Annotated in this window: 24 protein-coding genes; 3 read left to right on the top strand and 21 right to left on the bottom strand. The window is 43.8% G+C overall.

All coding sequences use genetic code 11. The features are described from left to right. Positions 1-45: 45 nt before the first annotated feature. Positions 46-732 carry a DUF6198 family protein gene (locus DW650_RS14130; protein WP_006857379.1) on the bottom strand — a complete coding sequence of 229 codons (687 nt, stop codon included), beginning with the start codon at positions 730-732 and terminating at the stop codon, positions 46-48. A gap of 231 nt (positions 733-963) precedes the next feature. Between DW650_RS14130 and DW650_RS14125 the strand changes: the two genes are divergently transcribed. Then, complete coding sequence (locus DW650_RS14125; protein WP_117920142.1) at positions 964-1,860, top strand: LysR family transcriptional regulator; 897 nt, start codon at positions 964-966, stop codon at positions 1,858-1,860. On the opposite strand, the gene bsh is transcribed toward DW650_RS14125, so the two are convergent. The 17 genes from bsh to DW650_RS14045 form a co-directional block, all read right to left on the bottom strand. Continuing rightward, positions 1,857-2,831 carry a choloylglycine hydrolase gene (gene bsh / locus DW650_RS14120; RefSeq protein ID WP_199654286.1) on the bottom strand — a complete coding sequence of 325 codons (975 nt, stop codon included), beginning with the start codon at positions 2,829-2,831 and terminating at the stop codon, positions 1,857-1,859. The two genes, DW650_RS14125 and bsh, sit on opposite strands and share 4 nt — an antisense overlap. 52 nt (positions 2,832-2,883) lie before the next feature. Next, positions 2,884-3,420 carry a hypothetical protein gene (locus DW650_RS14115; protein ID WP_118210274.1) on the bottom strand — a complete coding sequence of 179 codons (537 nt, stop codon included), beginning with the start codon at positions 3,418-3,420 and terminating at the stop codon, positions 2,884-2,886. A 453-nt stretch (positions 3,421-3,873) separates the two neighbouring features. After that, positions 3,874-4,140, bottom strand: coding sequence for a hypothetical protein (locus DW650_RS20115; RefSeq protein WP_243102972.1), 267 nt, complete (start codon positions 4,138-4,140; stop codon positions 3,874-3,876). Beyond that, positions 4,134-5,099: an MATE family efflux transporter gene (locus DW650_RS14110; protein ID WP_243102971.1), complete on the bottom strand. Its 966-nt coding sequence runs from the start codon at positions 5,097-5,099 to the stop codon at positions 4,134-4,136. The genes DW650_RS20115 and DW650_RS14110 overlap by 7 nt, the downstream gene beginning before the upstream one ends. A 95-nt stretch (positions 5,100-5,194) precedes the next feature. Further along, positions 5,195-5,383: a hypothetical protein gene (locus tag DW650_RS14105; RefSeq protein ID WP_118210273.1), complete on the bottom strand. Its 189-nt coding sequence runs from the start codon at positions 5,381-5,383 to the stop codon at positions 5,195-5,197. 345 nt (positions 5,384-5,728) lie between these two features. After that, positions 5,729-6,331: a pyridoxal 5'-phosphate synthase glutaminase subunit PdxT gene (pdxT, locus tag DW650_RS14100; RefSeq protein WP_022113101.1), complete on the bottom strand. Its 603-nt coding sequence runs from the start codon at positions 6,329-6,331 to the stop codon at positions 5,729-5,731. Positions 6,332-6,441: 110 nt separating this feature from the next. Then, complete coding sequence (gene pdxS / locus DW650_RS14095; RefSeq protein WP_006857384.1) at positions 6,442-7,332, bottom strand: pyridoxal 5'-phosphate synthase lyase subunit PdxS; 891 nt, start codon at positions 7,330-7,332, stop codon at positions 6,442-6,444. Between the two features lie 232 nt (positions 7,333-7,564). Then, entirely contained in the window at positions 7,565-8,617 is a 1,053-nt protein-coding gene (gene rsmH / locus DW650_RS14090; RefSeq protein WP_118210272.1) for a 16S rRNA (cytosine(1402)-N(4))-methyltransferase RsmH, read from the bottom strand. A gap of 357 nt (positions 8,618-8,974) precedes the next feature. Continuing rightward, positions 8,975-10,555 (bottom strand): glucose-6-phosphate isomerase, encoded by a 1,581-nt coding sequence (locus DW650_RS14085; RefSeq protein WP_044999084.1) that lies wholly within the window; start codon positions 10,553-10,555, stop codon positions 8,975-8,977. A gap of 206 nt (positions 10,556-10,761) precedes the next feature. Beyond that, on the bottom strand, positions 10,762-11,904 hold the full coding sequence (nagA, locus tag DW650_RS14080) for an N-acetylglucosamine-6-phosphate deacetylase (RefSeq protein WP_118210271.1): 1,143 nt from the start codon (positions 11,902-11,904) through the stop codon (positions 10,762-10,764). 17 nt (positions 11,905-11,921) lie between these two features. Then, on the bottom strand, positions 11,922-12,647 hold the full coding sequence (gene nagB, locus DW650_RS14075; protein ID WP_022113106.1) for a glucosamine-6-phosphate deaminase: 726 nt from the start codon (positions 12,645-12,647) through the stop codon (positions 11,922-11,924). Between the two features lie 19 nt (positions 12,648-12,666). Continuing rightward, positions 12,667-13,815 (bottom strand): BadF/BadG/BcrA/BcrD ATPase family protein, encoded by a 1,149-nt coding sequence (locus tag DW650_RS14070; protein ID WP_015559690.1) that lies wholly within the window; start codon positions 13,813-13,815, stop codon positions 12,667-12,669. A gap of 301 nt (positions 13,816-14,116) precedes the next feature. Beyond that, entirely contained in the window at positions 14,117-15,730 is a 1,614-nt protein-coding gene (locus tag DW650_RS14065) for a mannitol dehydrogenase family protein (RefSeq protein WP_118210268.1), read from the bottom strand. Next, entirely contained in the window at positions 15,730-16,803 is a 1,074-nt protein-coding gene (gene uxuA, locus DW650_RS14060; RefSeq protein WP_118210267.1) for a mannonate dehydratase, read from the bottom strand. The genes DW650_RS14065 and uxuA overlap by 1 nt, the downstream gene beginning before the upstream one ends. 51 nt (positions 16,804-16,854) lie before the next feature. Then, the gene (locus DW650_RS14055) at positions 16,855-18,135 is read right to left on the bottom strand and encodes a TRAP transporter large permease (RefSeq protein ID WP_118210266.1); all 1,281 of its coding nucleotides are present in this window, start codon (positions 18,133-18,135) and stop codon (positions 16,855-16,857) included. 1 nt (position 18,136) lies between these two features. After that, positions 18,137-18,730 carry a TRAP transporter small permease gene (locus DW650_RS14050; protein ID WP_118210265.1) on the bottom strand — a complete coding sequence of 198 codons (594 nt, stop codon included), beginning with the start codon at positions 18,728-18,730 and terminating at the stop codon, positions 18,137-18,139. Between the two features lie 13 nt (positions 18,731-18,743). Continuing rightward, positions 18,744-19,772 carry a TRAP transporter substrate-binding protein gene (locus DW650_RS14045; RefSeq protein ID WP_118210264.1) on the bottom strand — a complete coding sequence of 343 codons (1,029 nt, stop codon included), beginning with the start codon at positions 19,770-19,772 and terminating at the stop codon, positions 18,744-18,746. Positions 19,773-20,035: 263 nt separating this feature from the next. Here DW650_RS14045 and DW650_RS14040 point away from each other — a divergent pair, with 263 nt between their 5' ends. Then, complete coding sequence (locus DW650_RS14040; protein ID WP_118210263.1) at positions 20,036-21,058, top strand: alcohol dehydrogenase catalytic domain-containing protein; 1,023 nt, start codon at positions 20,036-20,038, stop codon at positions 21,056-21,058. Positions 21,059-21,125: 67 nt separating this feature from the next. After that, positions 21,126-21,803, top strand: coding sequence for a GntR family transcriptional regulator (locus DW650_RS14035; protein ID WP_118210262.1), 678 nt, complete (start codon positions 21,126-21,128; stop codon positions 21,801-21,803). A 62-nt stretch (positions 21,804-21,865) separates the two neighbouring features. On the opposite strand, the gene ilvD is transcribed toward DW650_RS14035, so the two are convergent. The 3 genes from ilvD to DW650_RS14020 all read right to left on the bottom strand — a co-directional run bounded on the left by ilvD (position 21,866) and on the right by DW650_RS14020 (position 26,031). Then, positions 21,866-23,653 (bottom strand): dihydroxy-acid dehydratase, encoded by a 1,788-nt coding sequence (ilvD, locus tag DW650_RS14030; RefSeq protein ID WP_015559689.1) that lies wholly within the window; start codon positions 23,651-23,653, stop codon positions 21,866-21,868. Positions 23,654-23,745: 92 nt separating this feature from the next. Beyond that, positions 23,746-25,101: a GntP family permease gene (locus DW650_RS14025; RefSeq protein ID WP_118210261.1), complete on the bottom strand. Its 1,356-nt coding sequence runs from the start codon at positions 25,099-25,101 to the stop codon at positions 23,746-23,748. Between the two features lie 225 nt (positions 25,102-25,326). Next, a complete protein-coding gene (locus DW650_RS14020) occupies positions 25,327-26,031 on the bottom strand; it encodes a FadR/GntR family transcriptional regulator (protein WP_006857388.1) in 705 nt (234 codons plus the stop codon). Positions 26,032-26,094 lie beyond the last annotated feature (63 nt).

The raw sequence follows: 26,094 nt of genomic DNA, 5'->3' as shown, positions 1-26,094 counted from the left end.
TCAGGTAAGTAATTATACGAAATGTGAATGATACATTACACTAGTTCAGGCTGTCTGTCTTTGTGTCATGAACGATACAAAGCAGGCATGTCTGTCCATCCATTTTCCGATCAGTCCGATCACTTTTCCCATAGTAAATGCGGCTAAAATAGTTCCGATCCCAAGGCCGTCAAGATGTCCTAAAAATGCAAAGGTCAGTCCGGCTGTCACGGCAAGGCAGGTAACATCAAATCCAACTTTGATCTTAGAATAGGTAACGGATGTGATATCCGACAATTCTCTCGGGAATAAATCCGTCGGTATGATCGGCAGTTTGCATCGGTTCGACAAAGCAATTCCAATACAGAGCAAAATATAACTGATCAGAAAATAGATTACACGATATCCCGGCGTCAGCGGCAAAACATTGATCCAGCTCTCATGCACATCCAATAATTCGCTGAATGCAAATCCCACTACAAAACTGAACAGATACTGCGGCACAAATTTTTTCCGCAGGATCATGAGACTTAGCACCAGAAGTCCCTGAAATATATAAGTCCAGGTTCCAAGCGATACGCGTGTGAAAACTTCGGAAAATGCATACGGCACGCTTGATATTGCCGAGATGCCTGCACCGGAATGCAGCATCAGTACAACACCAAGACTGTTGATGGCAACTGCGACCATGAGTGCAAGTTCCCCGCGGACCGTGCGGCGGGATTTTTCTTTCTGTATTTCTGTTTCTTTCATTTTAAATATTTCCTCCCGGGGAAGTTTTTACAGAAGTCCTGCTTCTGCATTTATGGCCATCCCCAAATTTCAGAAACACTTTACACCTTTCTAATTCATTTAACAAATCAATAGTTTTTATAGTTCGATAGACAGTATCTATTAATCGTGATAAAATGAGCAAAACAGGAAGGAAAATCCTCTCCTCGCCATTGGGCTCGGATTTTGCTTCGCAAAACAAGGAGGATTGCCATGAACTTATTCCAGCTTCGTTATTTTGTAACTTTAGCAAAAATGCAGCACTACACAAAGGCTGCACATGAACTTTGTATCACACAGCCGAGTTTAAGCCATGCGATCTCGCAGTTGGAGGCAGAACTTGGCGTGGCACTTTTTGAAAAAAGCGGACGCAATACTACACTCACAAGTTTTGGGGAAGAGTTTTTAATCTGCGCAAACCGCACGCTTGCCACATTGGATTCCGGAGTTTCATCCCTGCAGCGGAGCGCACGCGGTGACGGATTGATCCGGCTTGGCATGCTGCGTTCCCTCGGTGTCAGTTTCATTCCGCAGCTTGCCGCGCGTTATCTGGCATCCCATCCTGAGCATGATGTGCGTTTTACATTTCATACCGGCTCGACCGGCGATCTTGTCAACGGTCTCTCGGCAAGGGATTATGATCTGATTTTCTGTTCCATGCCGCCGGAGACAGAATCGTTAGACACTGTGCCGATCACCCACGAGGATCTGGTACTTATCGTTCCAGACCATCACCCACTGGCAGCAAAACAGTCCGTTGCATTGACGGAAACGCTCATCTATCCACAGATTTATTTTTCCCACGGTTCCGGTATGCGTGCCGTTGTGGACCATCTGTTTTCACAGATCAATGCAGTACCGCAGATTGCCTATGAGACAGAGGAAGCCGAGGTGATTGCGGGACTCACTGCACAGGGTTTTGGCATTGCCGTCGTTCCTTATATGGATCTTTTATTAAAGCTGGATGTGAAGATTCTGCAGATCAGTGCGCCTGTATGGGAGCGTAATCTGTATATGATTCATGACCGGCAGGCGTTTATGCCGCCTGCCGTAAGAAATTTTTGTGAATTTGTTTTAAAAGAATGTAAGTATCCTATGATACCAGATTAATTCTGCCACAGGATCTGTTGTTTTGTGAGCATTGGATAATGCACCGGAACACTTCCGTCAAGATCTTCTCTGTGCATGTCCACCGCCGTGATCTGGCTGTTGGAATATGTGGTGTAGTAATAAATTCCACGGCTTGCATTACAGCAGGAGGTGTAGATCGTGATCTCATATTTTCCATCGGATATCTCGCAGCAGCCTCTCTGCTGGTCGACAGATCCTAAGATATGGAAAAACTGTGCCACACTCTCCTCCTCGGAATCGTCAGAAACTGCGTTCATTTTTGTAAACGCGACTCTCGCAAAACGGGAAGCTGATGAAAGATCACCCGGCAGTCCTAATGCTCCCATGCCACGACTGTACATATTCAGATCCAGTTTATCCGTAAAATGATTTTCCGGCTGTTTTGGTGACAGTCCCATGTAATTATTCAGCATAAACATCTGCTGCTCAAATGGCGGATTGTTTGTCAGGACACCAACCGGATTTTCATGGATATGCAGTCCGTCTTTCATGGATTCTACTGTAATCGATCCACTCTTATCTGAGATGATCCAGTGTAGCATGCCGGACGGCAGATTTTCACTGAACGGCGTATCCACAATATTTAAATCTGCAATCAGCTCCCGCACCTCATCTAACGTTGCGCACTGCGCAAGCACCCATGGAATAAATTCAAAGGATGCCACATTTTTTTTACCGCTTTCTTCCTTATGATAATATGCATTGCCGACAAAATTAAGTCCCGCCATGCCGACGCCTTTTTCGTTCACCGCATCATAATAAAGCGGATAATCTCCTGCCATGTGCGCCATGCCAATGATCGCATAATGTTTTTCCAGATTTTCCGTGTGACGGAAATGAAATGGATAGTTCCGCGGTGTCACCGCGATTTCCTCGCCATAAGAAAATTCATAATCTAATGTTCTTCCAAAATAAAAGTCTTTCGTCAGGTAAGTTGCTGCTGTACACATAAAATTCTCCATTCTTATATTGTTTTCAAGCCGGGGCTTTCGTGCGAAAAATCTAGCCAATCTCGTCCACGTTTGCCCCACGCAGTTTAATTCCGTCTGTCTGTTTTAAATCCTGCTGGTATGGATTCGACTCATTATAATATCTGATCTGTGTGTCCGTCACACCACCGGAAATATAAGAACGGCCACATTCCGGGCAGACCGATGTCTGGACTCTGACGAATGCAGATACCACTTCGCCGTTTTGCGTGGCAGCTTTGTGATACGCATTGGAAACATGCTGCCCCTCATGTGCCCGGACAGCAGAAGATGCCGCTTCCGGTGAAATATGCGCAGCATTTTTAAAGGAAACGTTCGCTTCGTTAGAGCCATCAACATATTTGCGGTTTTTACAGGTCTGGCACTCTGTGGTCTTAGATTTATCGACCGCGCCTTTTTGTCCCAGTTCATCTTTATTATTAACATTATTCCGCTGATTTAAATTATTATCATAGGAATCTGTGATATTCCATTTGTATCCATCCACGCCACCGATCATAACGCTCCTCCCCTCCATCCCCATAGGTCTTTTATACCCAAGATTCATCATACGGCAAATCTGCAATTCAATATGCCAATTTTTACAGTTGAGATAATATGATTAGGGTGTCAAAAGGTGGTTCATAACTTAGCGATTGTCAAATTGCACAAAGCCGAGACTGTTTTTGTGACTTTGGGAGAAAATTAGAAAATCTTAGTATGCCTGTCTATTTACAGTAATGTTCTGCCACGGACGGCAGAACAAGGCTTCACGAGCCATGGAAGGCTCGTTGAATGCCGTTTACGTCACTCTGTGAAAAACTGATTCAGGCATACTTAGTTTTTCTTATTTTCGGACAACGGAACAAAACAAGTTCGGTTTTGTGCAATTTGACAGACCCAAAATTGAAAACCACCTTTTGACACCCGAATCATAATATGCGACAAATACGAAATTCATCCTACTAATTTTCATAACTGCAGGTTTCAAAATTGCTCGTTCACCTTTATTATACGCCCGATCTTACCGTCTTTCAATCCGTCTTCTGATTCTCCTCCATAAAACAGCCGACAAAATAACTGCTGCATAATCCGTCAATGCCTGTCCGTAAATGACACCGTTTAACCCCATACACGCATTTAACAGGTACAAAAGCGGTATCAGAAGCAGTCCCTGACGCATAACGGAAAGTATCGTCGCCGGAAATGAATTTCCTACTGACTGCATACAGTTCATATTGACAAATAACAGCCCTATGACCGGCCCGGAAAGCATGTAGGCGATCAGCATTTTTTTGTATACCGTTCCACGGAAACAAACCGCTTGTGATCTCCAGAACCATAGTTATATCCCAGAAGCGGCTGCACTCCGTTTGCCAGTCCCATCTGTAAAAATGTGATAAACATGTTTGCCTTAAACACGATGCCGATCGCCGCCACCGGCGCATTGCCGTATGCCACTAAGATCTGGTTTAACACGATCGTGGACACACTCATCAGCATGGAAAAAACAGCGGTCGGCAGTCCGGTCACACATACTCCGCTCAAAATGCCGTCTTTGCAGGTAAAATATTTGATAGAGATGGAAAAACATTTACTTTTCTTTAAAAAATACCACAGGTAATAGATGCCTGCCAAAATATTTCCGATTGTCGTCGCAACTGCGGCTCCCGCAGCTCCCATCCCCATACCGCTGATCAACACCGGATCTAACACGATATTGGCGACGGTGCCGATCATACTGCCGATCATTGCCTCCTTGCTTGCACCCTCCGCGCGCACAACAAAACTTGCCGCTGCAGACCAGATGATAAACGGCGCCCCGTATGCAATGTGAAAAGTGTATCCTTTTGCATAGAGAAACGTCTGCTCGTTTGCTCCGAACATATTTAAAACTGGCGTCATAAATACCATTAAAATGACTGCAAGTGCTACACCGACGACCAGGGATGCATATGTCACAAACGCGGATACCTGTTTCATTCTTTTTTCATTTTTCTCTCCCATCGCCATGGATGCAGCCGCACTGCCGCCCATTCCAAACATGTTGACAAATGCCATAAACAGTATAAAGATCGGGTTTGTCAGGCTGACTGCCGCCACCTGCAGCGGATCGCCGGTCTGTCCGACAAAAAAAGTATCTGCCATGTTGTATACAACTGTTACCAGACTGCTGATCACACTCGGGATCGCCATCTTTGCAACCGCCTTCGGGACGGGAAGGCTGCTCATCAGTTCATTTTCGTTCATTTTTTCTCCTTTCTTTCGGTGGTTTTTCATGAAAAAACGCTTTCACACGAATTACCATTTCTACACCGATATATACATACTTTAACGGGGGCAGTTTAGTCAGAATCCAGATTTTCCAGCATTTTCTGTGCCACTCTCAAAAAGATTTCTTTTTCCTCTTTTGAAATTCCCCGCAGGAGCAACGCTTCGGACTCTTCAATCTCCGCGCGAAGCGCATCTTTGATGCCTGCCGCTTTGTCCTGAAATACGATTCTTTTATAGCGGGCGTCATTTTCCTCCGGCACGCGGTCAAGTATTATTTGTTTCTAAAAATTCTATTTCGCGGGACCTTTTTCCTGATTTTGGAAGCTTAATAACATGCATCCTGCTATCCTCAATATATAATGGGCGAAAGTTCCTTTGTCCAAGTCTCTTTCGCCCATTTCTTCTTTCTTTTTAACATTTTCACAGCCATTTCGGGCGAAAACATCTTCTGTTCTCCTGTTTTCGCCCTGATTTTTTCATTTTCGCGGGCTATTGGCTTCATCCTTATAACGCTTTCGCCCATTCTCTTCTAAATCTCCATTGGTCTTCGATAAAAATGGGGGAATCTCTTTCGTTTTCACTTCATTTCACCCATTTCTTCCTTTTTATACCCCCTGCACGATTTCATTTAAGAAATACGCGTGCACCCTTGCATCTTCACTCACTTCCGGGTGAAAACTGAGCGCAAGCTGGTTTTTGTAGCGGACTGCTACCGTATTGCCATCCACTATCGCCAATGTCTCCACCTGCGGATTTAAAATTTCATCAATATATGGTGCACGGATAAAATTCATCCGGTAAGTTCCAATGTGTGCAATCTCTGCGTCCGTGACAAAGCTTCCGAGCTGTCTGCCATAGGCGTTGCGCTTCACGCTTACCGGCAGGGTTTTTAAATACGCTCTGTCATCGTTGGAAACACGCTCTGCTAAAAGGATCAGCCCTGCACAGGTCGCAAGCACCGGTGTACCCGCTTCGATCAGTTCTTTTAACTGGTCAGACATGCCAAGATCTCTAAGCAGTTTTCCCTGTACCGTGCTTTCACCTCCGGGAAGCACGATCCCCTGCAGTCCGCCATTCTGCACAGACTCTTCCAAATCCTTTTTCTGACGGATCAGGAATGTATCCGCGCCAAGCCCGTCAAGCATCGCCTGATGCTCCGCAAATGCGCCCTGCACCGCAAGGATTCCGATTGATACTTTTTCTGACATGATATTCTCCATTCTTGCGCTGTTTTTTGCGCATCTCAAGTTTGTGCGTAAGCACAAATCCTGCGTGTGAAAAATCTTATTTTTCACACTAATCTCCATTTCTGAGCAATTTATTTCCCACGCTCTGCCATAAGCAGCTGTATCTCGTCCTCGTTGATGCCGACCATCGCTTCTCCTAAATCTTCAGATAACTCTGCAATCAGTTTTGCATCATTGTAATTGGTCACTGCCTGTACGATTGCTGCTGCACGTTTTGCCGGATTGCCGGATTTAAAAATACCCGAACCTACAAATACGCCCTCAGCGCCAAGCTGCATCATCAGTGCCGCATCTGCCGGAGTTGCCACACCGCCTGCTGCAAAGTTTACAACCGGAAGTTTTTTGTGGTCATGCACATATTTTACTAGATCATATGGAACCTGAAGCTGTTTTGCTGCCTCGAAAAGTTCATCTTCACGTTTTGCCGCAACTGCCGCGATCTCGGAGTTGATCAGTCTCATATGATGTACCGCCTGAACCACATCACCGGTTCCCGGTTCCCCTTTGGTACGGATCATCGCTGCACCCTCAGCGATTCTTCTGAGTGCCTCTCCTAAATTTTTTGCTCCGCAGACAAACGGCACCTGAAATTTTGTCTTGTCAATGTGGTAAACATCATCTGCTGGAGAAAGCACTTCACTCTCGTCAATGTAATCGATCTCTAATGCCTGTAAGATCTGTGCCTCCGCAAAATGACCGATTCGGCATTTTGCCATAACCGGAATGGAAACCGCACCCTGAATCTCCCTGATCAGCTTCGGATCACTCATTCTTGCCACACCGCCTGCCGCTCTGATATCCGCCGGGATCCGCTCTAATGCCATAACCGCACATGCTCCTGCTGCCTCTGCGGTTTTTGCCTGCTCGGCATTTGTGACATCCATGATGACACCACCCTTTAACATCTGTGCCAGTTCACGGTTTAATTCATACTGCTCTTTTGTATTATTTATATTACTCATAACTAACTTTCTCCTTTTTCAGACAACCAGTTTGATTTTCTGCGCAGTTTTTCAAACAGTTACTCTGTATCAATTTCTTTCCGGATCCTGATGTTATGAAGTATAAGAAAAAACTGGATGCATGAAAACATCCAGTTTTTTCTTTTTCAGCCATGCCAGTTTGTAATTAACATGATCTGAGCATTCATTTTTTATTTCAATCCATGATACCATATCAGCACCAATAAATCTTCTATGCCCGGACTGCCCAGCGCATCTTCGTAGACCGCGCTCTTCCATTCTGTGCACATTCCTGTGCACTCGGTCTTACAACATCTTTTGAATAATCTGCATAAATTCCTGCCCGATAGCCTTCTTTTAATGCTTTTTTGACCAGTTTATCCTCCCCGGAATGAAACGTGAGGATCGCCACACGTCCACCTGGTTTTAAGGCGTCTGGCAGTTTTTCCATGAATTCATATAAGACCTCAAACTCACGGTTCACATCGATGCGGAGTGCCTGAAATGTACGCTGACAGGTCTTTTTGATCGTGTCCTTTTTTTCTTTTTCCGGCAGAAAATCCAGTGTTTTTTCAATCACTTCGCGCAATTTTGTCGTCGTGTCGATCCGGCTGCCCTTTCGTATCTCGTCGGTGATCGCCTTCGCAAGCTCCTCACAGTAAGGTTCATCGGAATTTTCATAGAGCATTCCGGCAAGTTCCTCCCTTGTGATGGTATCAAGACGTTCTGCCGCGCTGATTCCTGCTTCCTGATTTAAGCGCAGGTCAAGTGGGCCATCCACCTTAAATGAAAATCCACGCTTTGGATTGTCGATCTGCATGGAAGATACACCCAGATCCGCTAAAATGAAATCAAAACCGCCGACTTCTTTTGCGATCTCATCGATCGTACAGAAATTCTGCAGCCGGATCGTCAGGATATCCTCTCCGTACCCGAGTTCTTCCAGTCTCTTTTTCGTCTTGGCGGACTCCTCCGGGTCAACATCGGTTGCATAGATATGCCCCTGTCCGTTCAGACAGGCAAGCATTGCTTTTGTATGCCCTCCATATCCTAACGTAGCATCAAAACCGGTCTCGCCCGGCTGGATCTTTAAGGTATCAAGGATTTCCTGCACCATAATGGAAATATGCATTCCTGCCGGCGTGTTTCCCTTTTTGATGACATGTTCAATCGTATCCTGGTATTTTTCCGGCTGAAGTTCTTTATATTTCTCTTCAAACTTCCTGGGGTATTTTCCCTTGTAACGTACACGCCTCTTGTGCGGTGTCTGCTGTTCCTGTTCCATATGTCTGTCCTTTCTGTTTCCAAATCATAGTTTCAAAAAATATTTCTTATGATGATCTCAAAACCATCCTTTTCCATGAACAACTAATGTCTTTCATTATAATTGCTGGATTGGAACAATTCAATGCCTGATTGCTTTGCGCATTATAAAAAATCCCACAACACAAAAAATGCCCTCTTCTGAGAGACATTTACCCGCCTGCTTAGAAAAGAGCATTTTTACTTCATCTGAATTTGTATTCACTGACAAACTGCATGTAATCCCAAATTACATGTAATCCCAAATTACATGTAATCCTAAATTACATGTAATCCTAAATTACATAGAATCCCAAGTTTACACCATCATCCGTATCTACTAGATATTCAGCAGATCACTAAATACTTTCAGTGCACCGTCTGTCTCATGTGCAAGAACACGTTTTGCAAGGACTTTACCAAGCTGAACACCTTCCTGGTCGAAGCTGTTTACATTCCATAAGAATCCCTGGAACATAATCTTATTCTCGAAGTGTGCTAATAACGCACCAAGAGAGCCAGGATTTACCTGATCACCGATAATGATGCTGGATGGGCGGCCGCCCTCGAAGTTCTTGTTGCGGTTCTCATCGGATTTACCACATGCAAATGCAACGATCTGTGCTGCAACGTTTGCACACAGTTTCTGCTGGCTTGTGCTGTCCTGGATCACAACATCGGTTCCGATCTGGTTATTCTTAAATCCAACGAACTGAAGTGGAACAATGTCGGTTCCCTGATGTAATAACTGGTAGAAAGAGTGCTGTCCATTTGTTCCTGGCTCACCAAAGATCACCGGGCCTGTCGGATAGCTGACCGGCTCACCGAAGCGGTTTACAGATTTACCGTTTGACTCCATGTCAAGCTGCTGTAAATGCGCAGGGAAACGGTTTAATGCCTGGGAATATGGCAATACTGCAGTGCAAGGATAACCTAAAACGTTTCGCTCATATACACCGATCAGTGCATCAAGCATCTCAGGGTTCTTTAATACATCTTCATTTGCGGAAAGTTTATCTTCGGCTGCTGCACCCTCTAAGAACTGTGCAAATACTTCCGGTCCGAATGCCAGGGATAAAACGGCTCCGCCGACTGCGGAAGTGGAAGAGAAACGTCCTCCGATATAGTCATCCATGAAGAAAGCTGCCAGGTAGTCATCGCTCTTTGCAAGCGGGGATGTCTCACTGGTAACTGCGATCATATGTTTCGAAGCATCTAATCCTGCTTTCTTTAATGCGTCTTTTACGAAAGATTCATTTGTTAATGTCTCAAGTGTGGTACCTGATTTGGAAACCAGTACGAAAATAGAGTGTGCCACATCAATGGAATTTAAAACTGCTGCTGCATCATCCGGGTCAACGTTGCTGATGAATTTTGCTTCCATCTTGAATGTGTTGTTTTTCTTTGCCCAGTTTTCTAATGCAAGATACATAGCACGAGGACCAAGATCACTGCCGCCGATACCGATCTGAACAACTGTTGTAAACTTCTCACCTGCTGCGTTTGTGATCTCGCCTGCATGTACTTTGTTTGCAAAATCAGCAATGCGGTTCTGCTGCTCTACATAAAAAGCACGTTTGTCCACGCCGTCAGCGTTTACTGCATCACCAAGCTGTCCACGTGTCATATGATGAAGTACCAGACGTTTTTCACCGGTATTTACAACTTCACCATTGTAGAGAGCTTTAAATTTTTCTGCAAGCTGTGCCTCTTTTGCAAGTTTTACGAGTGCATCAAGCACATCATCATCAACAGCTTTTGCTGCATAATTGTAAGAAAATCCCTCAGCCATAGGAATGCTGTAATTTTTTACACGCTCTGCACCGTTCTCGCCTGACATTACTTCTGCAAGGTTTACGCGGGAAGCCTTTGAAAGTTCCTTATAGGAATCAAGGGTGTCTAAGTTGTTCCAGGTAATCATAATGTCCTCCTTGTTTTTCAGAGAGAAATACCCTCTCCATAAGAATCGAGCATTTTCCTCCATAAATATATTTTTAGGTACTTAAAATTTTTTAGCTTAAGTGATTATACTATTAAATATCTGCAAGTTCAAGCCTCTGCCTTAAGATCACGAAAAATCACTAAAAAAATTAAAAAATTGTGCACTTACGACCATGTCTGTAATTTTCAGACGGACATTATTTTCCCTTTTTGAACGATGTTTTTTATCTGCAGATCTTTATCCAGCAATAGCAGGTTTCCATAATTTCCAACTGCAATCTTACCGTAATCTTTCTCCACACCGATCGATTCTGCAGGATTTTCAGTTGCTGCCAGGACTGCATCCTCGAGCGGTATTCCCATATTCAGTACACAGTTTTTCATGCAGTCAAACAGGTTTGTGACACTGCCTGCGATAACACCCGGATCTTTTGTCAGGACGGCTTTTCTGCCTTTTACGGTCACGCCCTGCCCACCAAGCTGGTAGTCCCCGTCCAAAAGTCCCGTAGCTTCCATACTGTCTGAGATCAGAATGACTTTATCTGCCCCGAAAATGCGGAATGTCGTTCTCACCATCGCCGGATGAATATGAATACCGTCTGCGATCAGTTCCACCTCGGCTCCTGCCTCAAGTGCCGCTATGATGGGTCCCGGCTCCCTGTGATTGATCCCCGGCATGGCATTATAGAGGTGTGTCATATGGCCCACGCCTTTTTCCAATGCCTCGCGCGCCGTATCGTAATCACTGCAGGTATGCGCGATAGAGATTTTTACCTTGTCATGGCACTGTTCGATAAATTCCATCGCACCTTTTTCTTCCGGTGCAATATCTACCAGTTTGATCAGCCCGCCGCTTCTCTCCTGCAGACGCAGAAACATTTCTTTATCTGCCGGCATAATATATTCCGGATTCTGCGCCCCGGCTTTTTTTAAATTGATAAACGGGCCTTCCATATTGATGCCGACTAAATCCGCTCCGGTATCTTCTTTGTAATCTGCCGCCTTGTCCATGACATGTCCTAAGATTTCTTCATTATAGGACATTGTCGCTGGGCAGATGGCAAGAACACCATTTTTTGCCTCATACTCTGCTATTTTTAACAGTTCTTCTTTCGATGCCTGACAGAAATCATAGCCTACCGCCCCATGAAAATGAATATCCACAAGTCCCGGTATCGCATACATGCCTTCCCCGTCGATCACATCCTCATCTGTGGCAGTAATCTGACCGTTCTCTGCGATCTCTGCGATCCGTTCATCTTCGATCCTGACATCTTTCTTTTCAAACTTATGATCTTCTGTATAAACCAATGCATTTTTTATGATCATTTTGGATTTTCCCCCTTTTAAATCTCCGAAAGTGCATCCTCATCTGCGATCAGTGTGAAATCCGGATGCATCTGCAGAATGGATGCCGGGACTTCCGGTGTGACCGGTCCGGTAAATGCTTTTTTGATGATATCCGCCTTGTTTTTTCCATTTGCGATCATGATGACTTTCTTTGCCTGTACGATTGGCAGGATACCCATGGTATATGCCTGACGCGGAACTTCATCCTTACTCTCAAAAAATCTCTTGTTTGCCTCGATCGTGCTCTCCGTCAGTTCCACACAGTGTGTATTTTTTTCAAAATGATCCGCCGGTTCGTTAAAACCGATGTGTCCGTCCAGGCCAATTCCAAGAAGCTGCATATCAATACCACCGGCTGTTTCTATGATCTTGTCATATTCCCTGCAGACTTCCTCACTGTTAAGATTTTCTCCGTTTGGAATGAAAATGTGGTCTTCCCTTACATTTACATGTTTAAACAGATTTTCCTGCATAAAACTCCAGTAGCTCTGTTCGTGGTTTCTTTTGATTCCTCTGTATTCATCCAGATTGATCGTCGTAACCCCGGAAAAATCAACCTCACCGTTGTTATATGCTTCCACGATCTTTTTATATGCCCCCACAGGTGAACCACCGGTAGCAAGTCCTAAAACCGCATCCGGTTTTAAATTTACCTGTCCTAAAATCAAATTTGCTGTCTTTACAGAAACCTCATCATAGTTTTTCACTTTAATAATTCTCATGTTATTTTCCTCCCTCTCCCTACTGGTATGAATCATATGACATCATAAAACGTTCTTTTACCGGCTTTGTATCAACCCCACATAACAGGCAGCACATGATACATGCGCCATATACCGGCGGATAGTCCGGAACGTCTAATTCAATATCCGGATGCAGCATCTCTTTTAACATTTCCCGGAATGCCGGTTTCTGTTTTAAAATTCCGCCGGATGCAACCACATATTTTCCGATATCATAATGATCCACGGCAAAATTGATAAGTTCCGCTAAACATGCTGCATTGTTCTTTAAAATCTGCTCGGCGATTTTATCCCCATTTTCATATGCCAGAAATACGCACGGCGTAAATGAAGCGATATAGGACTGGTTTTTACTGTAGATGTCCTGGATGCTCTCCCATACCGTATTCCCTAACTTTTCCTCAACAAGATCCGTCAGTATCGTATGTTCTCCGATCCCGTCCCTTGCATCCTGCGCTGCACAGATCGCATCCCGTCCGATGTGGTAGCCGCTGCCGCCTTTATCAAGCAGATAGCCGCGCCCGCCAAAATGCTTTAAATTTCCATTCTGGTTTGCGTAAATGATCATTCCGGTTCCGCTGATTGCAGCCACACACCGGTCAAGATTTTTTCCACAGGCAATGACGTTATAGATGTCATTTTCGCACTGGATTTTTACTTTCGGATATTTTTCTTTTAACATCTTTTTGATCTTTGATGTATTGTTTCCGGAATCTAATCCTGCAGCACCCACAAAGATTCCGCTGATCTTCCCCTTGATCTTCATGAGCGTATCAATGCCAAGCTGCAGGATGTTCATTGCCTCCTCCATTCCTACCGTATTCGGATTGCAGCCGTCAAGGACGATCCTGTTTAAAATTCTTCCGCTTTCCGAAAATAAAACAAACTCTGTTTTCGTTCCCCCGCCATCGATTCCGATCATCATCTTTTCACTGTCACTGTTTTCACCGATCAGCGTATCAATGGAAACATCTAAAATCTCTGAGATCACACAAAGATTTTCGACACTCGGACAGGACAGTCCACACTCCCATTTGGATACCGCCTGTGGGCTGATTCCTAATTTTTCCGCAAATTCATATTGATTCAGTCCTCTTTTATTCCGGTATGTTTTGATGTTTTCCGCCATTGTCATGATATCAAACATTTCGCATCCCCCATCTCGTTTTTCTAATTTCATTATAAAAACTAATGGTTGATTTTTCAAGCATGTGCCGGTTGTTATTTCTTTTTACGCATCAACTATCAGTTGACATTGAACAAGGAGTCGCTTGCGACTCTTTCGCGCTCGAGCGGTGCTGTTTACAGCTAACTTCTACTCCGCGAGATGCGCATCCCGCCCGGAGGGCTTTTTAATTCATAGGACGTAATTTCCTGTGAATTAAAAAAGCAGAGCTGACATTGTACATGTACAATGCCGCTCTGCAAAAGTGTAACTTTCTGTGAATCTATTTATTCAAAGTTTCTTGTAAAGTTTTTCTTACCGCACCAGGACCTGCGATTTCTTTTACAAATAATTCTTCAATTTTTTCTCCAATACCGGCTTTATAGAGATCGATCCCAAAAATATTCTCATTGGATAAAATACCTTTTAACTGTCCTGTATAAGACTCCCTGTCACCGACTTTTACATCTCTTAATGCTTCCGTCAGCTCTGCAAGCATCGGATCCGAAGATAAGTCGAACTTTTCTCCCTGATCATCCACTCCTAGAAGATATCTGCACCATCCTGCAATTGCAAGCGGAATGGCTTTTAATTTCTTTGCATCTCCGTAACGTTCCACATAAGATTTAATCGTTTCTCCGTAACGGATCCCCACTTTCTGGGAAGTATCTGTTGCTATACGCTGAGGCGTATCCGGCATAAACGGGTTTGGGATCCGCACATTGATCACTTCGTCTACAAACGCTTCCGGTGATAAAATGCCAGGATTCGTAACCACCGGCATGCCCTCCACCGGGCCGATTTCATGAACCAGTTTATTGAGTTCCTGATCTTTCATTTCATCCGCAATCAACGTATACCCTAAAACACATCCATAAACTGCGAGTGCAGTATGAAGCGGATTCAGACAGGTCGTAACTTTCATTCGTTCCACCTTGTTTACCGTATCACGGTCTGTCATATAAACACCCGCCTTTTCCAATGCCGGTCTTCCATTTGGAAAATGATCTTCAATGACCAGATACTGCGGACCTTCTGCATTCACAAACGGTGCGATATATGTATTTTTTGCTGTGATCACCGGAGCAATATCTTCTACTCCAAGTTCTTCTAAAGACTTACAAACGGATTCTGCCGGTCTTGGTGTGATTTTATCGATCATAGACCATGGGAATGATACCTGATTCTCATCGGAGATATAGTTTACAAATTCGCCGGTCACATATCCTCTTTCTTTCCACTCTTTCGCCATCGCAAGAACTGAATTTCTTAATTTTTCCCCGTTGTGGGAACAGTTATCCATGGAAACGACCGCAAGCGGGGCTTTCCCTGCTTTAAAACGTTCATTCAACAGGGCGCAGACAACCGCCATTGCAGACACTGGTTTTTCCGGTCCATTTTCAATATCTTTCCGGATAAATGGAAAATAATTTCCATCCGCGCCTTTTAACGCATATCCCTTTTCCGTGATCGTAAAAGATATCATCTGCAGGCTCTTATCTGTAAATATCTCTTTCAGACGGTTCCATTCATCCGGCACATCCGACCGGGCTTTGACTGCTTCTGTCAATGAGCCCAGTATCTTTTTATCGGTCGATCCATCCGCTTTTAATGTCACAGCTAAAACAAGGTTATCATACGGTCTGTATATTTTGTCTACCACATCAAAATCAAAGGTTTCCACACAGGTAATTCCTTTTTTCATTTCACCGGAAGAAATCAGTTCGTCTGCGATTCCTCCTATAAAAATACGAAAGATATTTCCGGCTCCAAAATGTACCCACACCGGAGCTTTTTTTGTTTCCTCTGCCACTTTTTCAATATCGTATGCAGGAAGGTCAACACCTGCATTTTTCCACTGTTCTTTTTCCTGTAATCCTTCTAATGTCAGTCTCATTACCTTTCCCCTTCCTTCTTCGCTGCTTCCCACAATCCACAAAGATATGCGGCACCTAATGCCCTGTCATAAAGTCCATATCCCGGCATTGCTTTTTCTCCCCAGATCATTCTTCCATGATCCGGGCGGATCGGTCCATCGAATCCATCTTCATAGAGTGCCTTCATCACGGCATACATATCAAATGTGCCGTCCTCACTCAGATGTGCACTCTCTTCGAAGTCTCTCATTCCATCATTGAATCTTAAATTTCTGATATGTGCAAAATGAATTCTTCCTTTTAACATATGAATGGTTGCAATCAGATCGTTATTTAAGTTTGTGCCATAAGAACCCATGCAGAATGTCACACCATTATGTTTATTTGGAACCATATCCATCATTCTCTTCAGCTTTTCCTGTGAGGATATGATCCGCGGCAGTCCAAATACACTCCAGCCCGGATCATCCGGATGGATTGCCATGTTAATGTCATATTTGTCGCAGATCGGCATGATTGCTTCCAGAAAATACTTCAGATTTTCAAAAAGTTTTTCCTCATCAATCCCTTTGTATAATGCAAATAAATCTTTGATTTTCGCCATACGCTCCGGTTCCCAGCCAGGCATGACCGTTCCGTTCATGTCACCTTTAATGGCATCAAACATTTTTTCCGGATCCATTCTGTCAATTGCATCCTGATTATATGCCATAACAGTGGTACCATCTTCTCTCACACGGTCTAATTCTGTTCTTGTCCAGTCAAATACCGGCATGAAGTTGTAGCAGACCATATGGATATCCGCTTTTCCGAGGTTTTCCAATGTCTCAATATACGCCTGGATATCACGATCCCTGCCTTCTCCGCCCGTCTTGATCGCGTCGCTGACATTGACACTCTCAATTCCAGCCAGATGAAGTCCTGCGTCTTCCACTTCTTTTTTCATTGCAAGGATCTCATCCGGATTCCACACCTCTCCGGGCAGTTTGTTGTATAACGTAGTGATAATTCCTGTTGCATAGCGTGTCTGTCTGATCTGTTCTAAAGTTACGGTATCATAATCTTTTCCGAACCATCTCATTGTCATTTCCATTTTTCTGATCTCCATTTCTATTCTTATATTCAAATCTTTGCCATCTTTTATTTACCCGAGGAAAAAATTCATTGGAGCCGTTACAAGTACAGGGAATAAAACCATAAGCATTAAAATTACTACTTCTGCCAGCAGGAACGGCCATATGGATTTTACCATTCTCTCCATGTTGATTTTACCTGCGCCACAGGCAACATTTAATACCGTACCTACCGGAGGTGTAAGTAAGCCCAAAACTGTCATTAAAATAAATACAACTCCAAAATATGCAACGTCAATTCCTGCAGCTTTTACTGCCGGCAGTAATACAGGTGTCAGGATCATAATCGTAGGTGTTACATCCATGGACGTTCCAACAAGAAGCACGATCAGACAAATAATTAACATTAACGCTGTCGGATGCTCAATAAATGGTGCCAGAATACCGGTAACGATAGATGGAACATTTGCTACTGTCATCATCCAGGAAGATACCATTGCTGCTGCAGCGAGAAACATGATTACAGAAGATGACTTTGCCGCAGAAACAAGGCATTCCATCAGCATGCTGATTTTTAATTCTTTGTATACAAACAGTCCGATCACTAATGCATAAACCGCTGCAATAACGCCTGCCTCTGTCGGTGTAAATTTACCACTGCGAAGTCCAACCAAAATAAATACCGGAAGGATCAATGCCCAGAGTCCATCGAGCAATGCTTTTGCAACCTGTTTTGCTGACTGTCTCTCTGCCTTTGCAAGATTATCTTTTTTCGCAATAAAGAACCATAATACACACAAAGCCCCAGACAAATACACTGCCGGTGCAATACCGCCCATAAATAATTTTGTGACAGAAACCCCTGCCTGTACGCCAAAAATGATCATTGGCACAGAAGGCGGCATGATCGGGGATAAAATATTTCCTGCTGCGATCAGTCCGGTACAGGTATCACGCTTGTAACCCGCACGCACCATCATAGGAATGAGAATTGCTCCAAGGAATGCAGTGGACGCAACTGCTGATCCGATCATACTTGCAAATAATAAGATTGCCATAATTGCGACATAACCAAGTCCACCGCGGACATGTCCAATGATCGCATTTGCCGCATTTACAATACGCTTTGTAATACCGCCACGGTTCATAAATTCACCCGCCATGATAAAGAAAGGTACTGCCATCATGGAAAAGGAATCTGCACCAGAAAATAAATTCTGGGACAAAATCTGTGCGTTAAAACCATTCAGATATAACATCATACATACACCGCTAAATAAAAGCGCGAAGCAGATCGGAAGACCGATCAGCATACCACCGATCAAGGCAGCCAGAAATACCACTAATGTCATTTTATTTTCCTCCCTCTTCTCTCAATCTTCTTGCATATTCTTCATCAGAAAGATTCTCTGCACCATCTTTTGCTTCTGCAGCGATCTCATCATCATCCGAAGTACTCATCGTAACAATCTCAGAGATCTTCGAAGGATTTTTCAGAGCAAAAACGATGTTTATCACCGCCATAATTGCAATCGCCACACCTGTGATGATTCCGGCAAAATATAATACCGAATACGGAATCCCAAGTGCTGCTGTTTTTGAGGCAGTATTCTGTGCCACCATTTTTTCAGAACCCCACACTAAAATAATCATTAAGATCGCAATAATTGTCTGGGATACAATATACATTACCATCTGAACCTGTGGCTTCATTCTGCTGATGAGTGTATCCACGCCAAGATGTGCATTGGCACGCATTGCACTGATTGCTCCGATATAGGTAACGTATACAAAAAGGTATCTTGCCAGTTCTTCTGACCAGGTCAGACCGGCATTAAAAAAGGTTCGAAGTACAACATTCAAAAATACAAAGAACACCATTAAGCCGGTAAGAATACCTGTAAAATAGTCAATACCTTTAAATAGCTTATCTACTAATTTGTTCATAGTCTGCTTCTCCTTACTCTACTTTAATGTCATCTACCATTTTTCTGACATCATCTACCCAGTCATACTGTGCATTCAAATAATCATAAACCGGCTGTATTTTCTCTTTCATCGCTTCTCTGTCCTCATCGGAGAGTTCTGTAACGACCAGCCCGTTATCTTTCATAAACTGCTTGTCATCTGAAAGCTGCTCCTCATACAAATCCCATGCATAATCTGATGCTGCCTGTGAAGCCTCTTCAAATGCTTTCTGATCGTCTGTACTCAGACTGTTCCAGAACTCATCGCCTGCAAACAGCTCCAGTGATGAAACAATATGATTTGTCTCATAAACATAATCCTGAACTTCATACCAGCCTTCTGTCTTTACCGTGGCAAGCGGATTGTCCTGTCCATCTGCCACTCCCTGCTCCAATGCCGTAAACACTTCTCCCATATCCATGATAACAACGTTGGCTCCAAGACTTTCGGCAAGTTTTACATGAATTGGGTTATTGGGCATCCTAAGCTTCTGTCCGTTGAAATCATCAAGGCTTTCCAGCTTCTTATTAGATGTAAACGCTCTGGCCCCGTTTGGATACCAGGAAAGCAGCTTCAATGGCTGTGTACTCTCAAGGTCTTCTGCAATATATTCCCCAAGTTCTCCCTGATAACAAACCCTTGCATGTTCTACGCCGTCAAACAGGAATGGAAAATCCGGGATAGACATTTTCGGTGTTTCAGACCACATGGTTGTTCCGACTACGCACATTTCCACGATTCCACTTTTCGTATAGTCATACGTCACCTTTTCACTTCCAAGAACGCCGGAATTATAAATCTGGATATCGTAACGTCCATCTGTCGCCTCTTCCACCATCGGTTTAAATACATCCGTTAATGCCTGTGCGGCAGGTGTCTGATCTGATACACAGACCGCGATTTTTACTAATTTACCTCCACTATTTTCACCGGTCGATGAACAGCCTGTAAAAAGTCCTGTCATCATTGAACCGATCAGTAATGCACTTGCGCCTCTTTTTACCGCATTTGCAAGTCCCATAATCACTTTCCTCCTAAATGAAATGTTTGTAAGTTATCTCTGGTGTTTCGTTTGCATGCTAGTATGGTAGTATATCTGTTTTATTTTTTCAAGATGTATATTTTAACATATTATCAACCATATTTTTGTCTATTTTGCATAATTATCATTTGTTTTTTCTTTCTATATTGACTTCTTTTTTCTTTTGTGTAGAATACTAGTATGTAAGTTACCTTTATGGTGTTCATAAATAATCTATCACATATTCAGATAAGGAGACTATTATGAAAGCCGTACAAATTATAAAACCAAATCAATTAGAAGTTATCGATGTTGAAAAACCTGTCATTGATTCCAAAAATAATGTATTAGTAAAAATGACCGCTGCCGGAATCTGCGGATCTGATGTTGGAATTTACCATGGCACCAATGCCGCAGCTACCTATCCGCGTATTATCGGACATGAAATGGTCGGTGTCGTTGCCGAAACAGGTGATACTGTTTCTTCTTTAAAAAAAGGAGACCGTGTTATCATCAACCAGGTTACAAGCTGTGGTCACTGCTATCCATGCTCCAAAAACCGTGGCAATGTGTGTGACAGCCTTAAAGTACGAGGTGTACATATTGACGGTGGATACCGCGAATATATTGCTGTTCCTGAATCGGATTGTTATCTTCTTCCAGATTCACTTTCTGATCAGGATGCCGTGATGATCGAGCCAACCACAATTGCTATCCAGTCCTGCACGCGTGCCGAACTCGAAAAGGATGATATGCTTCTCATTTATGGCGCAGGCGCACTTGGAAGTTCTATTTTAAAAATCGCGCACACGATCTGTGACCATATTATTGTAGCAGATATTATGGATGACAAACTCTCAGAAGCCAAAGCACACGGCGCACAATTTACGATCAACGCAGCAACCGAAGATTTTCAGGCAAAAGTCCTCGAATACACACACGGCAGAGGTGCTACAGTTTCCATTGATGCTGCATGTGTAAAAAATTCTCTCTTATTACTGCTTCAGGCTACCGGAAATGCCGGCCGTGTTATCACAATGGGCTTCTCCACTGCACCGACAGAAGTAAACCAGTTCCTGATTACCTCAAAAGAACTGGACGTAAGAGGTTCACGCCTGCAGAACAAAATGTTTGGAAAAGCAATTGAAATGATCAAAGAAGGAACGCTTGATCTGAACAATTCCATTTCACATACATTTCCTCTTACAAAAGCCCAGGAAGCCTTTGATTTTGTGGACAGCAGAGATCCTTCCATCCGCAAGATCGTTTTTACTTTTGATTTTTAAAAATAGCTGGAAAAAGTTTTCTTCCAATAGTATACTAGTATATTATTAGTGAAACGAGGAAATAACAATGATTATTCTTGAAAAAGAACGCTCTGAGAATGCCAGATCCTATGCTGTCAGGGTTCTTTTATACAACATCATTCACCTGGAGTTACAGCCTGGAACCGCAGTCAGTGAAAATGAGCTTTCCAGCACGCTGTCTTTATCAAGAACACCTGTCCGTGAAGCGTTAATCGAATTAAACCGTATCGGACTTGTTGAAATACTCCCACAGCGGGGCAGTTATATTTCAAAAATTGATTATAATATTGTAGAAGAATCGCGGTTTTTACGACTGGTGACAGAAAATGCCATCTTAAAACTTTTATGTGATAAAATTAGCGATTCTGATATGGATGCATTGGAATATAATGTAAAGAAACAGCAGCGCAGCCTTGAACAGCAGGATCGTGAAACTTTCCTGGAATTAGACAATGAATTTCACGAACTGTTGTTCCGCGCCGCAGATAAAATGTGGTCCTACCATATTATTAAGGAACAGATGGTGCATTTTGACCGTCTCCGTTCCCTTTCCACCAAATCAAAGCAGCATGATTATGTATTAAAAGACCACGAAGATATTTTATATGCCATCAGACGACATGATACAGAAATGGCTGAGATGCTTATGACAAGGCATTTAACAAGGCATTTGTCCGAAAAAGAAGAACTGCTGAACCTGTATCCTGATTATTTTACGAATTAATATATATCATGAATACAAAAAATCCGGGCATCAACACCCGGATTTTTTTATGTTCTGGATACTTAGTCCATATAGGCACCCTTCATCGCGCTGGTCGCATGCTGTGCATACAATTTTAACAGACCACTCTTATATTTGCTGGTAAAACCTTTCCAGTTCTTTTTACGTTCTTCTAGGATCTGTGCAATTTCTTCCCCGGTCTTTTCCTCGCCTTTGACACCTACGATCGCAAGACGGCGGTTCTCAACATCAAGTTCAATGAGATCTCCCTCTTCCACGAATGCGATCGGGCCGCCGGCTGCTGCCTCCGGAGATACATGTCCTACGACCGGTCCTCTGGATGCGCCGGAAAAACGTCCGTCTGTGATCAGTGCAACGCTGGCTGCAAGTTTCGGGTCAGAACAGATTGCCTCGCCGGTGTAGAACATCTCCGGCATACCGCTGCCTCTCGGTCCCTCGTAGCGGATAAATACGGCATCTCCCGGTACTACTTTTCCCTTCAGGATCGCATCGATCGCTTCTTCCTCGCTGTCATACGGTTTTGCGTTTAATCTTGCATGGAACATTTCTTTCGGGCAGGCAGTGTGTTTAATGACTGCTCCCTCCGGTGCAAGGTTGCCGCGCAGGATTGCGATGCTTCCCTCTGTACCGATCGCATGGTCAAAATCAGCGATGATATCGGTACGTTTGATTTCTTTTCCGATCAGTGCGGATTTCTCTTTTAAGATCGCATCACAGTGCTCGTAGAAACCGTTCTTTTTTAACTCTTCTAAGTTCTCACCAAGTGTTTTTCCGGTAACTGTCATCACATCAAGGTGGAGCATGCTCTTGATTTCTTCCATGACTCTCGGCACACCGCCTGCATAGTAGAAATACTGTGCCGGCCAGTCTCCTGCCGGGCGGATGTTTAGCAGATAATGTGCACCGCGGTGCATTCTGTCAAAAGTATCCGCATCAATTTCAAAACCAAATTCGTGTGCGATTGCCGGAATGTGCATGACCGCGTTGGTGGAACCTGAGATTGCAGCATGTACCATGATCGCATTCTCAAGACTTTCCATTGTGACGATATCTTTTGCAGCAATTCCCATCTCAACTAATTTCATTAACTGTTTTCCGGCATCATAGGCAGCCTTTTTTAATTCCGGCGCAGTTGCCGGCATCAGTGCTGTTCCCGGAAGCATCAGTCCAAGTGCTTCAGCCATAACCTGCATTGTGGAAGCGGTTCCCATGAAAGAACATGCGCCACAGCTTGGACATGCATTGTGTTTGTAATAGCGGAGCTGCTCTTCCGGGATCTCACCACGCTCATACTGCGCGCTGAATTTTCCGATCTGCTCTAAGGTTAAAAGCTCATTGATCTTACAGCCCGGATCATTTTCCACATATTCCGGTTTTACAACCGTTGCTTCCATAACACCACCGGTCACAACGATCGCGCTCATCTCTTTTAAACGGCCGATACTCATAAGCATCGCCGGCATTGCCTTGTCACAGCTTGCGATAAAAACACCACCATCAAACGTTGTAGCGTTTGCCTGCGCCTCCACAAGGTTTGTGATCGCATCTCTGTGTGCTAAAGAATAATTGATTCCATCGTGTCCCTGGGACATTCCATCGCACATATCTGTTGCATAATAACGCGCTGCTTTTCCGCCGTTTTCATCAACACCTTTTACTGCTTCTTCCACAAAAATATTTAAATGGCTTGAACCCGGATGGCTGTTTCCATAAGTACTCTCAATGATGATCTGTGGTTTGGAAAGCTCCTCCGCCTTCCATCCCATACCCATGCGAAGCGGGTCCATCTCCGGTGCAAGTTCTCTTACTTTCTGACTTCTTAATTCCATAATAGCCTCCATTCCTGCGCTGCTTTTTACCGTGAAAATCTATAATATACTAAATTTCATGCTCTGTGATTGCTCTGTCATTACCGTTTCTTCTACACGAAGAAAGAAATGATCAGTGCAACGATAAATCCGGTTCCACCAACCAATGTCTCCATGATCGTCCAGGTTTTTAACGTTGTCTTCTCGTCAAGTCCGATCAGTGATCTCACCAGCCAGAATCCGGAATCGTTAAAGTGTGAGCAGACTGTCGCTCCACCGGCAACTGCTGCAACCACACATGCAAGATACATCGGTGATAAGGATGCGATCTCCGGCATTGCTGCTACAATTCCTGCTGCCATGGTCATTGCTACGGTTGCAGAACCTACACAGATTCTTACCAGTGCTGCAACTAAAAATGCTACAACAACGATTGGAAGATTTATGGATGCCACAGCATTACCAATGATCTCACCTAAGCCGGAATACTGTAAAATATAACGGAGCACGCCGCCACATGCTGTCACAAGAAGGATCAGTCCTGTCGGCTCTAAAGATTTTGTGAGGATCTTCTCTAATTCCGGCATCGTGTATCCATGTCTTGTTCCAAGGATGAACATTGCGGCTAATGTTGCGATCAGAAGTGCGGCAAACGGCTGTCCTAAAAAGTTAAATAACGGTGCCACTCCTGCCAATGCCGGAACCACGCCTGCAACAGATTTCAATATGATAAGTACCAGAGGGATCATGATGATGATAACGACCGATGCAAAACTCGGAAGTTTGGATTCATCAATATCTTCCTGGTTTGCGATCTGATCCGGAACCGGAACATAAAATTTCTTTCCGCAGACAGCTCCCCAGACCGGACCTGCAACGATCATTGCAAAAAATCCACAGCATACACCGACTAAAATAACCCATCCAAGTTCCACATTTAACATTGTGGCAACTAATACCGGGCCAGGTGTCGGCGGAATAAATGCGTGTCCTACGGCAAGTCCTGCTAAAAGCGGGATCGCATAAAACAGGGAAGATTTCTTTGTTCTTTTTGCAAGAGAAAATGCAAGTGGAATTAAAATGATAAGTCCTGCATCAAAGAATACCGGGATAGAAATAACAAGTCCGGTGATTCCAAGCGCCCATGCAGCCTTCTCATCCCCAAATTTCTTTACCATTGTAACTGCTAAAGTCTGTGCTCCACCCGATGCTTCAAGTATCGCACCGAACATGGAACCGAGTCCTACCAGGAGGGCAATTCCCTTTAGCGTGTTTCCTATACCATCGTCCACCGCCGTTACGATTTCTTCAAACGGCATTCCTGCGATCAGTCCGATTGCAATCGCACCGATTAAGATTGAAAGCATTGCGTGAACCTTAAATTTGATGATCAAAACTAACAACAATGCCAGTCCGATAATTGCTGCGATAACCAGCCGGGTTGTATCTAATTCTGCGACGTTACCCATGATATACCTCCTTATTGATATTTGTATGACGTCTGATGTTTTATTGCGATTATTGTATTTTATTGATCATTTTTTGTCAATACATCTGATGTATAGTTTGTTAAAACCTCTCTTTTAGACAAAAAAACAAGGTGTTTTCCTAAAAAAGCACCTTGTTTTTTGTATATTTTTCCGATATTGCATCATGTCATATGACGTCTTACCAGTTTTTGGAGTTTTTGTCCCTTACTCATTTTTTTGCTGCGCCTTTGCCTGTTTTTTCAAAATCATCTGACGATTATAATTGAGGTGCATGATCATCGCATATTTTGCACCCGCACTGTCTCCATTTAAGATTGCATCCGTGATCGCACGGTGGGTATCAATCGTTTCGTCTTTTAACTGGCGGTGTGTCAGGTTCACGAACGTGATGACCGCCGACTGAATGATCGGTACCAGTTTCTCAATGACTTTATTTTTGCTGCACCGCGCAATGTAAGTGTGAAATTCCACATCTTTCTGCAGATGGTTCTCCCCGGCAAGATACAGATTTTCCACCTCATCACACAGCCGCTTTAACTCCGCCTTTTCCTCGTCCGTCGCGTTTTCACTTGCCAGCATGGCGATCTCCGGCTCTAACATCAGGCGCACATTGCAGAGGTCTAACGCCAGTTCATATTTGTCCGTAAACCCTGAAAGCCCTAACGGATCATCCTCTAAGCGGTTCGTCCCGATCACATAAGTCCCGGAACCCCTGCGGACCTCAAGCACACCTTTGGAAACCAGGCTTTTTACCGTCTCCCGCACTGTGCTCCGCCCAACGCCGAACAGCTCTGCCAGTTCAAACTCATTTGGCAGTTTCTCACCTATTTTCACCGGCGTATGCAAAATATAATCCATCAGTTCTTCTTCCACATGCGGTGCTAATAATTCCCGGCTCTTTTTTTCCATATTGTATTATTTTCTCCTTTGTCCTGTGTGATACATAAAGACATCATACCACTTTTTACCGGA

The organism is Roseburia sp. AM23-20, assembly GCF_003470905.1.
GTDB classification, from domain to species: Bacteria; Bacillota; Clostridia; order Lachnospirales; family Lachnospiraceae; genus Roseburia; species Roseburia rectibacter.
The sequence above is the reverse complement of the archived record's forward strand: the minus strand, read 5'-3'. Positions and strand labels throughout refer to the sequence as shown.

Excerpts from the sequence above, each read along its gene's own strand:
- rsmH (WP_118210272.1), bottom strand. The coding sequence starts at position 8,617 with ATGGAACAGGAACAGCAGACACCGCACAAGAGGCGTGTACGTTACAAG.
- DW650_RS14115 (WP_118210274.1), bottom strand. The coding sequence starts at position 3,420 with ATGATGAATCTTGGGTATAAAAGACCTATGGGGATGGAGGGGAGGAGC.
- pdxT (WP_022113101.1), bottom strand. The coding sequence starts at position 6,331 with ATGTCAGAAAAAGTATCAATCGGAATCCTTGCGGTGCAGGGCGCATTT.
- DW650_RS14050 (WP_118210265.1), bottom strand. The coding sequence starts at position 18,730 with ATGAACAAATTAGTAGATAAGCTATTTAAAGGTATTGACTATTTTACA.
- DW650_RS14040 (WP_118210263.1), top strand. The coding sequence starts at position 20,036 with ATGAAAGCCGTACAAATTATAAAACCAAATCAATTAGAAGTTATCGAT.
- bsh (WP_199654286.1), bottom strand. The coding sequence starts at position 2,831 with ATGTGTACAGCAGCAACTTACCTGACGAAAGACTTTTATTTTGGAAGA.
- uxuA (WP_118210267.1), bottom strand. The coding sequence starts at position 16,803 with ATGGAAATGACAATGAGATGGTTCGGAAAAGATTATGATACCGTAACT.
- DW650_RS14025 (WP_118210261.1), bottom strand. The coding sequence starts at position 25,101 with ATGGGTAACGTCGCAGAATTAGATACAACCCGGCTGGTTATCGCAGCA.
- DW650_RS14085 (WP_044999084.1), bottom strand. The coding sequence starts at position 10,555 with ATGATTACCTGGAACAACTTAGACACCCTTGATTCCTATAAGGAACTT.
- DW650_RS14130 (WP_006857379.1), bottom strand. The coding sequence starts at position 732 with ATGAAAGAAACAGAAATACAGAAAGAAAAATCCCGCCGCACGGTCCGC.
- nagB (WP_022113106.1), bottom strand. The coding sequence starts at position 12,647 with ATGAGAATTATTAAAGTGAAAAACTATGATGAGGTTTCTGTAAAGACA.
- DW650_RS14020 (WP_006857388.1), bottom strand. The coding sequence starts at position 26,031 with ATGGAAAAAAAGAGCCGGGAATTATTAGCACCGCATGTGGAAGAAGAA.
- DW650_RS14055 (WP_118210266.1), bottom strand. The coding sequence starts at position 18,135 with ATGACATTAGTGGTATTTCTGGCTGCCTTGATCGGTGGTATGCTGATC.
- nagA (WP_118210271.1), bottom strand. The coding sequence starts at position 11,904 with ATGATCATAAAAAATGCATTGGTTTATACAGAAGATCATAAGTTTGAA.
- DW650_RS14070 (WP_015559690.1), bottom strand. The coding sequence starts at position 13,815 with ATGTTTGATATCATGACAATGGCGGAAAACATCAAAACATACCGGAAT.
- DW650_RS20115 (WP_243102972.1), bottom strand. The coding sequence starts at position 4,140 with ATGCTGATCGCCTACATGCTTTCCGGGCCGGTCATAGGGCTGTTATTT.
- pdxS (WP_006857384.1), bottom strand. The coding sequence starts at position 7,332 with ATGAGTAATATAAATAATACAAAAGAGCAGTATGAATTAAACCGTGAA.
- DW650_RS14065 (WP_118210268.1), bottom strand. The coding sequence starts at position 15,730 with ATGAGACTGACATTAGAAGGATTACAGGAAAAAGAACAGTGGAAAAAT.
- DW650_RS14110 (WP_243102971.1), bottom strand. The coding sequence starts at position 5,099 with ATGAACGAAAATGAACTGATGAGCAGCCTTCCCGTCCCGAAGGCGGTT.
- ilvD (WP_015559689.1), bottom strand. The coding sequence starts at position 23,653 with ATGGAATTAAGAAGTCAGAAAGTAAGAGAACTTGCACCGGAGATGGAC.
- DW650_RS14035 (WP_118210262.1), top strand. The coding sequence starts at position 21,126 with ATGATTATTCTTGAAAAAGAACGCTCTGAGAATGCCAGATCCTATGCT.
- DW650_RS14125 (WP_117920142.1), top strand. The coding sequence starts at position 964 with ATGAACTTATTCCAGCTTCGTTATTTTGTAACTTTAGCAAAAATGCAG.
- DW650_RS14045 (WP_118210264.1), bottom strand. The coding sequence starts at position 19,772 with ATGGGACTTGCAAATGCGGTAAAAAGAGGCGCAAGTGCATTACTGATC.